14 protein-coding genes are annotated in these 10,322 nt (G+C 75.5%); 9 read left to right on the top strand and 5 right to left on the bottom strand.

All coding sequences use genetic code 11. The annotated features are described in order from the left end of the window. A partial coding sequence (locus ABD158_RS02230) for a PucR family transcriptional regulator (RefSeq protein WP_344003069.1) occupies positions 1 to 917 on the top strand: 917 nt, incomplete at its 5' end. 639 nt (positions 918 to 1,556) lie between these two features. On the opposite strand, the gene ABD158_RS02225 is transcribed toward ABD158_RS02230, so the two are convergent. Beyond that, complete coding sequence (locus ABD158_RS02225) at positions 1,557 to 3,023, bottom strand: HNH endonuclease (protein ID WP_344003066.1); 1,467 nt, start codon at positions 3,021 to 3,023, stop codon at positions 1,557 to 1,559. Positions 3,024 to 3,236: 213 nt separating this feature from the next. Here ABD158_RS02225 and ABD158_RS02220 point away from each other — a divergent pair, with 213 nt between their 5' ends. From ABD158_RS02220 to ABD158_RS02205, 4 genes are all read left to right on the top strand, one after another. Further along, positions 3,237 to 4,040 (top strand): 3-hydroxybutyrate dehydrogenase, encoded by an 804-nt coding sequence (locus ABD158_RS02220; protein ID WP_344003063.1) that lies wholly within the window; start codon positions 3,237 to 3,239, stop codon positions 4,038 to 4,040. Positions 4,041 to 4,102: 62 nt separating this feature from the next. Beyond that, on the top strand, positions 4,103 to 5,470 hold the full coding sequence (locus ABD158_RS02215) for an MFS transporter (RefSeq protein WP_344003060.1): 1,368 nt from the start codon (positions 4,103 to 4,105) through the stop codon (positions 5,468 to 5,470). A 23-nt stretch (positions 5,471 to 5,493) separates the two neighbouring features. Then, positions 5,494 to 6,192, top strand: coding sequence for an SDR family NAD(P)-dependent oxidoreductase (locus ABD158_RS02210; protein ID WP_344003057.1), 699 nt, complete (start codon positions 5,494 to 5,496; stop codon positions 6,190 to 6,192). 38 nt (positions 6,193 to 6,230) lie between these two features. Further along, complete coding sequence (locus tag ABD158_RS02205) at positions 6,231 to 6,647, top strand: VOC family protein (RefSeq protein WP_344003054.1); 417 nt, start codon at positions 6,231 to 6,233, stop codon at positions 6,645 to 6,647. A gap of 37 nt (positions 6,648 to 6,684) precedes the next feature. Here the strand turns inward: ABD158_RS02205 and ykgO are convergent, their stop codons facing one another. From ykgO to ABD158_RS02185, 4 genes are read right to left on the bottom strand one after another with little or no spacing between them, the layout of a single operon-like run. Further along, positions 6,685 to 6,807 (bottom strand): type B 50S ribosomal protein L36, encoded by a 123-nt coding sequence (gene ykgO / locus ABD158_RS02200; RefSeq protein WP_344003052.1) that lies wholly within the window; start codon positions 6,805 to 6,807, stop codon positions 6,685 to 6,687. Further along, the gene (gene rpmF / locus ABD158_RS02195) at positions 6,808 to 6,990 is read right to left on the bottom strand and encodes a 50S ribosomal protein L32 (RefSeq protein ID WP_344003049.1); all 183 of its coding nucleotides are present in this window, start codon (positions 6,988 to 6,990) and stop codon (positions 6,808 to 6,810) included. It lies immediately after the preceding gene. After that, a complete protein-coding gene (locus ABD158_RS02190; RefSeq protein ID WP_344003046.1) occupies positions 6,990 to 8,060 on the bottom strand; it encodes a CobW family GTP-binding protein in 1,071 nt (356 codons plus the stop codon). The genes rpmF and ABD158_RS02190 overlap by 1 nt, the downstream gene beginning before the upstream one ends. Then, entirely contained in the window at positions 8,057 to 8,326 is a 270-nt protein-coding gene (locus tag ABD158_RS02185) for a type B 50S ribosomal protein L31 (RefSeq protein WP_344003043.1), read from the bottom strand. The genes ABD158_RS02190 and ABD158_RS02185 overlap by 4 nt, the downstream gene beginning before the upstream one ends. 54 nt (positions 8,327 to 8,380) lie before the next feature. Between ABD158_RS02185 and rpmB the strand changes: the two genes are divergently transcribed. The 4 genes from rpmB to ABD158_RS02165 all read left to right on the top strand — a co-directional run bounded on the left by rpmB (position 8,381) and on the right by ABD158_RS02165 (position 10,292). Continuing rightward, on the top strand, positions 8,381 to 8,617 hold the full coding sequence (gene rpmB, locus ABD158_RS02180; RefSeq protein ID WP_344003040.1) for a 50S ribosomal protein L28: 237 nt from the start codon (positions 8,381 to 8,383) through the stop codon (positions 8,615 to 8,617). Next, the gene (gene rpmG / locus ABD158_RS02175) at positions 8,617 to 8,787 is read left to right on the top strand and encodes a 50S ribosomal protein L33 (protein WP_344003037.1); all 171 of its coding nucleotides are present in this window, start codon (positions 8,617 to 8,619) and stop codon (positions 8,785 to 8,787) included. Before rpmB ends, rpmG begins: the two co-directional genes overlap by 1 nt. Position 8,788: 1 nt before the next feature. After that, on the top strand, positions 8,789 to 9,094 hold the full coding sequence (gene rpsN, locus ABD158_RS02170; protein WP_344003034.1) for a 30S ribosomal protein S14: 306 nt from the start codon (positions 8,789 to 8,791) through the stop codon (positions 9,092 to 9,094). 70 nt (positions 9,095 to 9,164) lie between these two features. Next, complete coding sequence (locus ABD158_RS02165) at positions 9,165 to 10,292, top strand: ArsO family NAD(P)H-dependent flavin-containing monooxygenase (protein ID WP_344003031.1); 1,128 nt, start codon at positions 9,165 to 9,167, stop codon at positions 10,290 to 10,292. The last annotated feature ends 30 nt before the right edge of the window (positions 10,293 to 10,322 follow it).

The following is a 10,322-nucleotide window of genomic DNA, read 5'->3' as shown; positions in this document are numbered from 1 at the left end:
CCCGCCGCACCGGCCGGAGCGTCGCGGTGGCCGGCGGCCACGTCGCCGTCGCCGCGGCGGGCGAGGAGCACCTCGGGACGCTCGTCGTCGCCGGCGGCGACCTCGAGCCCGCCGAGCGACGGACGCTCGAGCGCGGCGCCGTCGCGGTCGCCCTCGTGCTGCTCTTCGCCCGCACGGAGGCGGAGGCCGAGGAGCGCGTCCGCGGCGACCTGCTGGTCGACCTGCTCGCCGGGCCGGGTGACGAGACCGGGGACGAGGCGCGCCTGCGCGAGCGCGCGCGCCGGCAGGGCCTCGCCCCCGACGACGACTGGGTCGTCGCCGTGGCCCTCACCGACGACCTGCGCCGCGACGGGAGACGGGCCGCGCGCCTCGCCTCCGCGCGCGGAGGCCTGTCGGCGGTCCACGACGGCGCCGTGGTCCTCGCCGTGCCGGGCGAGCCGGGCGCCGCGGGGGCCCTCGACCTCGGCCGGACCCTGGCCGACGCCCTCGGCCCGGCGACGACGGTCGGCGCCGCGGCCGGCGCCGTGCGCCCGTCGTACGTCGAGGCGCGGCGCTGCCACGACGCGCTCGTCGCGCTCGGTCGCGTCGGCGAGGTCGCGGACCCGGCCTCGCTCGGCCTCGTGCGCCTCGTCCTCGGGGGCGGCGGACCCGCGGAGGTCGCCGACTTCGTCGAGTCCACGCTGGGGCCCGTCCTCGCCTACGACGCCGAGCACCGCACGTCGCTGCTGGCCACCCTGGAGGCCTGGTACGCCGCGGGCTCGGCCCTGCGCCGCACCGCCGAGGCGCTGCACCTGCACCCCAACACGGTGGCCCAGCGCCTCGACCGCCTCACCGCGGTGCTCGGCGACGGCTGGCGCCACCCCGCCCGCGCCCTCGACCTCCAGCTCGCCCTGCGCATGCACCGGCTGCGGGGCTGACGGCTCGACCCCTGCCGGGTGCCGTCAGGGGGAGCGCCCTCCGCGAGCCAGGTGTCGAACGCCCGCGCAACCTCCCCGTGGTGGAGCACCGAGGCCACCGGATCGCCGACGACCCGCAGCACGTGGTCACCGGGCACGACCAGACAGGACCCCGGCAGCGTCGCGAGGACCTCGGGGTCCAGGAAGGGGTCCTGCTCCCCGATCACGACCAGCTGGCGGGCCGGATAGCTCCTCAAGGGCGCCGTGGCCGCGGCGTCCGTGAGCAACGGCGTGAGCCACGCGGCGTCGAGCCCGAGCGCCGCGGCTCGGGAGGTGCCCCACCTGCCGAGGGACTTGCCCACCACGAGCGCGGGACCCGCATGGCCCACGAGAGCCGCGTCGAGCTGGTCCCCCACCCAGGCCTGCTCATCGACCTCTGCGTCCCGAGCGGGCGCCGACCACCAGACCTGGCGCACCTGCCAGCCGCGCGCCAACGCGACCTGAGCTGCGAAGAACAGCAGCGGACCGTCGGTCGAGTACTCCCGACCGGGCAGGATCACGCACCGGCCGACGGGCTGGCCGTCGGGATCGAGGTCGACCATCCGGGACACGCAGGGAGGGTCGCCCCGGACGCACCCGACCGTCAAGGAACCCCGCTACTCAGGCGGCCTCGAGGTGGATGGGGGTGTCCCAGCAGTAGTCGACGCGGTGGCCGGTCGTGGGCGTCGTGGGCGTGACGGGATCTGGGGGTGGCATGGGGTTGAGGGGGGTGGGGAGGTCGGGGGCGCGGCTGGTGTGGGTGTGTCCGGTGGGGGTGGTGGTCTGGACGGTGTGGGGCTCCAGCGGCGAGTCCTGCCGGGCGTGGTGGCGCCAGCCCCAGGCCTCCTTGGTGTGGTTGCAGGCGGCGCAGAGACCTTGGGTGTTCGACGCGGTGGTGGATCCGCCGGCGGCGGCGGGGGTGATGTGGTCGATGTGGCGGACGGGGGCGTCGAAGTAGGGGGTGCGGCAGCGGCCTGCGTCGCGCAGGGCGATGTAGGTGCGCAGGGCGCCGGTGACGGTGCGGGCGGTCGAGTCCATGGCGACCAAGGCCCCGGCGTGGCTGTAGAGGCGGCGGATGGTGCTGCGGACCTCGGGTGAGGCGTGGACCATCCGGCGGGCCACCGCGGCGGGCAGGGGGCCCAGGCCGGGGACGTGGGCCGGGGAGTCGTCGTCGCCGAGGAGGACCTCGGCGGGCACGACGAGCTGGACCGCGACCGGGGTCGCGTCCGCGGCGACCTGCCCGGTGAGGCGGGCCACGAAGAGGTCGGCGATGACCTGCTCCCGGGTCCGGGTGTCCCGCTCCACCGTCCCGTGACCATTCACGTGACCCGGGTTGTTCCTGCTGCGGGCGGTGCGGGCGGTGCGGGCGGCGATCTCGGCGTCGGCGCCGGCGCGCAGCGAGGTCATGACGGTGTGGGCCTCGAGGTCGCCGAGGAACGCGGAGAGGGTGGTCATGTCGTCGGGGGCGACGCGGGTGGTGATGCGGCGCCGGGTGCGGGCGCGGGCGCGGCGGGCCGCGCACCCGTCGGGGTCCAGGCGCAGCGCGAGGCGACGGGCGGCGTCGCGGCACTCCGCGGTGCCCATCCCGGTCAACCCCGGAGTGCCGGTGTGGGTGGGTGGGAGGTCGGCGTCGGGGCCGGCGAGGCGGGTGTCGGCCTCGCGGCGCCGGGCGGGTGGCAGGTCGCGCAGCTGGGTGGCGATGACGTGGGCGCGGTGCTCGGAGAGCTGACCGTCCTCGACCAGGCGCCGCAGGTGGGGCAGGTCGGTGGCCAGGAGCCGGGCGAGGGTGAGGAGCTCGCGGCCGCGGTGGGGTGACTCGCGGCGGGCGAGGGCGATCTGCGCGGCGACCGACCGGGTCGCAGCCCGGGACCCGTGGGGGTCGTGGGGGTCGCGCGAGTGGTCCTCGACTCCGGCGGCGCGGCGTGCGGCGTGGGCCTCCTCGGCGCGCTCGTGGAGCTCGGCGCTGAGGCGGGCCTGGGCGGCTGCGGCGGCGGCCTTAAGTCGTTCGAGGTCGCGGATCCGGTCGATCGCGCCGGCATCGGTCTCGGTGGCGCCGGCGATGGCGAGCACGGCGATGAGGGAGTCCACGGTGGGCTCCTCGACACCGGCAACAACTCGAACACGTGTTCGATCATAGGCGCGGTCGCCGACACCCGCAACGCCCGATCCGCACCCGGACCTCGGTCGACTCCCGCGGCGACCACCAGGCGAGAGGGTGGCGTGCAGACACACCGGCGGTACTACTTCATGTGGTGTCCACACATGGTGCGCCGCACCGGCGCCGCCCTAGCGTCGTGCGACGTGACCGACACCACGCCCGCGACCCCGCCCGACGCCGAGCCCGACCCCCGACGCCCGCTCGCCGGCCGCACCGCCCTCGTCACGGGCGCCGCCAGCGGCATCGGCCGCGCGGTGGCCCAGCGCCTGGCCGCAGCCGGCGCCGAGCTGCTGCTGGTCGACCTCGACGCGGACCGGCTGGCGGGCGTCGCCGAGGCGCTCGGCGCCGAGGCGCTCGCCTGCGACCTCGGCGACGCGGACGCCGTCGCGGCCCTCGGTCTGCGCCGGCGCCGCGTCGACGTCCTCGTCAACAACGCCGGCCTCCAGCACGTCGCCCCGGTCGAGGACTTCGACCCCGAGCGGTTCGCGCTGATCCACCGCGTGATGCTGCACGCGCCGTTCCTGCTGGCCCGCGACGTGCTGCCCGGCATGTACGAGCGCGGCTGGGGCCGGCTGGTCCACCTCACCTCCGCGCACGGGCACCGCGCCTCGGCGTACAAGGCGGCCTACGTCTCGGCCAAGCACGGCCTCGAGGGGCTCTCCAAGGTCATCGCGGTCGAGGCCGCGGGCCGCGGCGTCACCTCCAACACCGTCGCGCCGGGCTACGTGCGGACCCCGCTCGTCGAGGGCCAGGTCGCCGACCAGGCCCGCCGCCACGGGATCGGCGAGGACGAGGTCCTCGAGCGCGTGATGCTCGCCCGGACCCCGGTGAAGCGCCTGGTCGAGCCCGCCGAGGTCGCCGAGCTCGTGGCCTACCTCTGCGGGCCCCACACCGACTCGATCACGGGCGCCAGCCACCACCTCGACGGCGGCTGGACCGCCACCTGACACCCGCACGACCCGCACCACCCGCACGCACGACGACCGCCACCACCCGAAGGAGCACCACCGTGTCCAGCACCGCCAACCAGCGGAGCGCCCCCACGACCGAGGCCGAGGGCCCCGGCATCGTGCGGGTCGTCTTCGCGAGCCTCGTCGGCACCGCCGTGGAGTGGTACGACTTCTTCCTCTACGGCTCCGCCGCCGCCCTGGTCTTCGCGACCCTGTTCTTCCCCGAGTCCGACCCCGTCACCGGCACGCTGCTGGCGTTCGGCACCTACGCGCTCGGGTTCGTGGCCCGCCCGCTCGGCGGCGTCGTGTTCGGCCACTTCGGCGACCGCGTCGGGCGCAAGCAGATGCTGGTGCTGTCGCTGATGCTCATGGGCGGCGCGACGATCGCGATCGGCCTGCTCCCGACGTACGCCACGATCGGCATCGCCGCACCCCTGCTCCTGCTGCTGTGCCGGCTGATCCAGGGCTTCGCCGTGGGCGGCGAGTGGGGCGGCGCGGTGCTGATGGTCGCCGAGCACGGCGACGACGCGAAGCGCGGCTTCTGGACCTCCTGGCCGCAGGCCGGCGTCGCGCTGGGCAACCTGCTCGCGACCCTCGTGCTGTTCGTGCTCGCGCTCGTGCAGTCCGAGGAGACCTTCCAGGCCTGGGGCTGGCGGATCCCGTTCCTGCTGTCCGCCGTGCTGGTGTTCATCGGGCTGTGGATCCGGCTGTCCATCGAGGACTCCCCGGTCTTCAAGGAGGCGCAGGCCGAGATCGAGCAGAAGAAGGACGAGAAGTCCCACATCCCGATCCTCGAGGTCTTCCGGCGCTACCCCAAGGAGGTCTTCTGCGCCATGGGCATGCGCCTCGCGGAGAACACCTCGTACTACATCTTCACCATCATCGTCATCACCTTCGTCACGACGTACGACGGGCAGGAGCGCGGCCCGATCCTGCAGGCCCTGCTGATCGGCTCGGCGGTCCACTTCGTGTGGATCCCGGCCGTGGCCCTGCTCTCGGACAGGATCGGCCGCAAGCCGCTGTACCTCGCCGGGGCGGTCGGCGTGGGCGTGTGGACCTTCGCGTTCTTCCCGCTCGTGCAGAGCGGCACCGCGACCGGCCTCACCGTCGCGGTCGTCGGCGGGCTGATGCTCCACGCCCTGATGTACGCCCCGCAGGCGGCGTTCTTCTCCGAGCTCTTCGGCACCTCGGTCCGCTACACCGGCGCCTCGGTCGGCTACCAGCTCGCGTCGATCGCCGCCGGCGCGATCGCCCCGATCATCGCGCTGCGCCTGCTGGGCGACGACACCGCGGACCCGAACACGTTCGCCGTCGGGGTCTACGTGTGCGTCACCTCCGTGCTCACGATCATCGCGGTGCTCGCCGTCAAGGAGACCCGCAACACCTCGCTGCGCCACGACCGTGTCGTCGAGGGCGCTCACGACTGAGCCGGGCTGGGTACCCGGGCGCCATGGAGATCTCAGGTGCCCGGGTACTCGTCTGCGGAGCCAGTGGCGTGCTCGGGGCCGCCACCGCCCGCGCGCTGAAGGAGGCCGGCGCGAGCGTCGTCGCCGCCGGCCGGTCCGAGGACCGCACCTCGGCCGTGGCGCGTGACCTCGGCACCGAGCCCCTCACGCTCGACGTCGTCGACGTCGACGCCTGCACGGCCGTCGTCGACGCCGCCGCCGAGGCCCTCGGCGGGCTCGACGCGCTGGTGGTGGCCACCGGCGTGGCCGGCTTCGGGCCCGCCGTCGACGCCGACGCCGCGGTCGTCGAGGAGCTGTTCGCGGTCAACACCCTCGGCCCGATGGCCCTGGTGCGCGCGGCGACGCGGCACCTGCCCGAGAAGGGCGGCTACGTCGCCGTGCTGTCCGCGATCCTGGCCGACCTGCCGACCAACGGCATGGCCGACTACGGCGCGACCAAGGCCGCGCTCGCGTCCTGGCTGCAGGTGCTGCGCCGCGAGAACCGTCGGCGCTTCGGCGTCCTCGACCTCCGCCCGCCCCACCTCGACACCGGCCTCGCCGAGCGGGCCCTGGTGGGCGAGCCGCCGCGGCTCCCCGACGGCATGGACCACGCCCGCGTCGTCGAGGCGCTGCTGCAGGGGCTCCGCGAGGACGCCTCGGAGGTCGTCTGGGACCCCGACGCGAAGGACCTCGCGGTCCGCTGACCGGCGCTCGGCGAACACCCGTCGGGCAGGCTGAGGACATGCCGATCCAGACCAGCGCCTACGCGCACGTCCGCCTGACCGTCACCGACATCGAGCGGTCGCGGAAGTTCTACGACGACGTCTTCGGGCTGCCCGTCGCCTTCGAGATGCCCGCCGACGCCGACGAGGAGACCCGCGAGCAGCTGTCGTTCCTCTTCGGCGGCGTCATCTACCAGCTGGGCGACTCCCTCCTGGGCCTGCGCCCGGTCGCCGACGACCACTTCGACGAGGACAAGACGGGCCTCGACCACGTCGCGTTCGCCGTCGCCGACCAGGCGGCCATCGAGGCCGCCGCCGCGACCCTCGACGAGCTCGGCGTCGCCCACGAGGGCGTCAAGGACATCGGCGCCGGCTGGATCCTGGAGTTCCGCGACCCCGACAACATCGCGCTCGAGGTCTTCGCGCCGAAGGCCTGACCCGCCCCGGCGCGCGCCGGACCGGGTCGCCCCCGCCTCAGCCCTGCCGGGCCTTGAGGCGGGGGTTCTTCTTGTTGATCACGTAGGTGCGCCCACGACGCCGCACGACCTGCGAGCCGGGCTGGTCCTTGAGCGACCTGAGCGAGTTGCGAACCTTCATCTAGAGCCTCCTTCCGGTGGTGGGGTCGACCAGCCCGCGCTGGACGGCGCGGAGCAGGCGACGGGGGACCTGGTGGACCTCGCCGTCGACGCGGACGGGCACGAGCTCGGGCCTCGGGGCCTTCCACTGCGCCCGGCGGTGCCGGGTGTTGGCGCGCGACGTACGACGCTTGGGGACGGCCATCACGCCACCGCCCGCGTCGGCCCGAGCCACGGCTCGAACCCGTCCTCGGCGACGCCGCGGAAGCCGCTCTCCTCGCCGGGCTGGAGCAGCAGCCGCTCGAAGGCGTCGACGAGGTGGCCGGGCGCCTCGCCGAGGCCCGTCATGACGAGCCGGGTCCGCAGCGTGCGTCGCAGGTAGGGGCCCTCGCGGCCGATGCTGAGCTGGCCGCCGGCGCCGTCCCACTCCAGCAGCTGCCCGGTGCGCGCCGGGAGGTGGAAGGTGCCGCGGGAGCGGTGGGGGCCGCCGCCGAGGACCTCGAGGTCGTCGAGCAGGCGACCGGGGTGGAAGGGCCGCTCCGAGCGGAGGTCGAGCCGCCAGAGGCCGGTCGCCACCGGGTCGTCGTGCGGGACGGTCGTCAGCGTCCTGGTCCAGCAGCCGGTGGCCTCGTGGTCGTGCAGGTGACCGACCAGCAGGCCGGCGTCGAGCAGGGTCGGGTCGGTCACGACGGGGACCTCGGGGCGGGCCAGCGCCCGGACCAGCCCAGCGGCCTGCTCGGGGCCCTCCCCGTCGCACAGCACGACGGCGTCGGCGTACTCGACCATCGAGCAGGCGACCTCGGCGACCCCGCGCTCGTCGTCGTGGGCGGTGTGCAGCCCGCGCTCGGCCAGCACGTCGTCGCCGAGCAGGTCGGGCACCACCCTCGGCCCGGTCAGCGCGGTGACGACGGACGCGACCCGCAGCCGGCGCGCGAGCCGCGGGTCGCGCAGCAGCACCTCACAGATCTGCCCCGGCTCCGCCGAGACCGGCAGGTGCGCCACGATCGCGCTCCAGCGTCCCTCCCCCGCGAGACGGTGGAGGGTCGGCAGCACGTCCTCGCGCAGCGCGCACGACACGCAGGCGTGCGCGAGCTCGACCAGGTGCCGCTCGACGAGGCCGGTCGCGTCGCTGACCACCCGCTCGAGCGTGCCCGCCTCGGGGTCGATGTGGTGACGCACGACGACCGCGTCGGGCAGGTCCAGCTGCAGCGCCAGCGTCGTGGCGGTCAGGGGTTCGGGCGCGACGCCGGCGAGCAGCACGACGGGGGTCCTCATCGGGCGCCACCCCCGGCGCCCCGGCCGTAGCGGCGCTCGAAGGCCTGCACCCGCCCCTCGGTGTCGACCACCCGCCCGCGTCCGGTCCAGAACGGGTGGCTGGCGGCCGACACGTCGACGTCGACGACGGGGTACGTCGCCCCGTCGAGCTCGACGGTCGGCTGGTCCGCGCGCGCCACCAGCGTCGAGCGCGTCAGCAGCAGCAGGTCGGCCGAGCGGTCACGGAAGACCACCGGCCCGTAGGCGGGGTGGATGTCCTTCTTCACGATCATCTCCTACAGTGGGACTGAGAATCGTTATCAGCATAGACAGGAGTCACCGTGTCACGCCACTGCCAGGTCACGGGGCGGGTGCCGACGTTCGGCCACCAGGTCTCGCACTCGCAGCGCCGGACCAGCCGGCGCTTCGACCCCAACGTCCAGCAGCGCCGCTACTGGGTGCCGTCCCTCGGGCGCACCGTCCGCCTGCGGGTCAGCACGAAGGGGATGCGCGTCGTCGACCGGCGCGGCATCGAGGCCGTCGTCGCCGAGATCCGTGCCCGCGGGGAGCGGGTCTGATGGCGGGCAGGGGCAGCGACGTCCGTCCGATCGTCAGGCTGCGCTCGACCGCGGGCACCGGGTTCACCTACGTGACCCGCAAGAACCGGCGCCACGACCCCGACCGGCTCGTGCTGCGCAAGTTCGACCCCGTCGTCCGCCGCCACGTCGACTTCCGCGAGGAGCGCTGAGATGGCCAAGACCTCCGCGATCGCCAAGCAGAGGCAGCGTGAGCGCACCGTGGCCCGGTACGCCGAGCGCCGCGCCGCCCTCAAGGAGGCCGTACGACGGGCCGAGCCCGGCAGCGACGAGCTCGCCGAGGCCGTCGCGGCGCTGGGCCGGCTGCCCCGCGACGCCTCCCCGGTTCGGCTGCGCAACCGCGACCAGTCCGACGGGCGGCCGCGCGGCTACCTGCGCAAGGCGGGGCTGTCACGCATCACCTTCCGGCGCATGGCGCACCGCGGGGAGCTGCCGGGGATCACGAAGTCGTCCTGGTGAGGGGCGGCGTCCCCTGACGCGCGCGTCGTCCTGGCGACCGCCGGGACCGGACCGCTCCTAGGCTCGGTGCGTGCCCGCCCCCGGTGACGTCGCCGCCCCGCCGCCGGTCGACGTCGACGTCTGCGTCGTCGGCGGCGGGCAGTCGGGTCTGGCCACGGCGTACCACCTGCTGCGGGCGAACCGCCGCCGCGCGACGCCGCTGTCGTACGTCGTCCTCGACGACCGCGACGGGCCCGGGGCGGCCTGGCGCGACGGCTGGGACTCGCTGCGGCTCTTCTCCCCCGCCGGCTACAGCTCGCTGCCCGGCTGGCCGATGCCGCCCTGGACCGGCGAGGGCAACCCGCCCGCCTCCCACGTCGTCGACTACCTCCGGGCCTACGAGGGGCGCTACGCGCTGCCCGTCGTGCGGCCCGTCCACGTGCGGGGGCTCGCGGAGTGCGGCGAACGGCGCCTCCTCGTCGACGCGGGCGGGCGCGGGTGGCGGGCCCGCGCCGTCGTCAACGCCACCGGCACGTGGTCCGCACCCTTCTGGCCCGCCGTGCCCGGCATGCGCGACTTCGCCGGGCGCCAGCTCCACACCCGCGACTACCGCCGACCCGCCGACCACGCCGGCGAGCGCGTGCTGGTGGTCGGCGGCGGCAACTCCGGCGCCCAGGTCGCCGCCGACCTCGCCCTCGCCGACGTCGACGTCACCTGGGCCTGCGCCCGCGAGCCCCGGCTGCTGCCCGACGACGTCGACGGCCGGCGGCTCTTCGAGCTCGCCACCCAGCGGGTGCGGGACCCGGGCGCCCACGCCGGCGTCGGCTCGCTGGGCGACGTCGTCGCCGTCCCCGACGTCCGCCGGGCCCGGGACGAGCGCGGCCTGCGCGCCGTCGCCATGCCCGAGCGGCTGACCGCCGCCGGCGCCCGCTGGGCCGACGGCCACGAGGCGGCCTTCGACACCGTCGTGTGGTGCACCGGCTTCCGACCCGCGCTCGGCCACGTGGGCGCGCGGCCCGCCGGCGAGGGCGACACGGTCGTGCCCGACGGCTGGGAGCGCGGCGACCACGCCGTCCGCTCGGCCGCGGACCCCCGCGTGTGGTTCGTCGGCTACGGCGACTGGTGCGGCCCGGCGTCGGCCACGCTCATCGGCGTCGGCATGGCGGCCCGCGCGGTCGCCGAGGGCGTGGCCCGGACGCTCCCGGACGTGGCACCGTGAGCGGACCCGCGCCCGCGACCGGGTGCCGCC

The sequence above is a fragment of the Nocardioides lentus genome (assembly GCF_039529515.1).
GTDB lineage: Bacteria > Actinomycetota > Actinomycetes > Propionibacteriales > Nocardioidaceae > Nocardioides > Nocardioides lentus.
The sequence above is the reverse complement of the archived record's forward strand: the minus strand, read 5'-3'. Positions and strand labels throughout refer to the sequence as shown.

Excerpts from the sequence above, each read along its gene's own strand:
- ABD158_RS02190 (WP_344003046.1), bottom strand. The coding sequence starts at position 8,060 with ATGAGGACCCCCGTCGTGCTGCTCGCCGGCGTCGCGCCCGAACCCCTG.
- rpmF (WP_344003049.1), bottom strand. The coding sequence starts at position 6,990 with ATGGCCGTCCCCAAGCGTCGTACGTCGCGCGCCAACACCCGGCACCGC.
- ABD158_RS02205 (WP_344003054.1), top strand. The coding sequence starts at position 6,231 with ATGCCGATCCAGACCAGCGCCTACGCGCACGTCCGCCTGACCGTCACC.
- ykgO (WP_344003052.1), bottom strand. The coding sequence starts at position 6,807 with ATGAAGGTTCGCAACTCGCTCAGGTCGCTCAAGGACCAGCCCGGCTCG.
- rpsN (WP_344003034.1), top strand. The coding sequence starts at position 8,789 with ATGGCCAAGACCTCCGCGATCGCCAAGCAGAGGCAGCGTGAGCGCACC.
- ABD158_RS02210 (WP_344003057.1), top strand. The coding sequence starts at position 5,494 with ATGGAGATCTCAGGTGCCCGGGTACTCGTCTGCGGAGCCAGTGGCGTG.
- rpmG (WP_344003037.1), top strand. The coding sequence starts at position 8,617 with ATGGCGGGCAGGGGCAGCGACGTCCGTCCGATCGTCAGGCTGCGCTCG.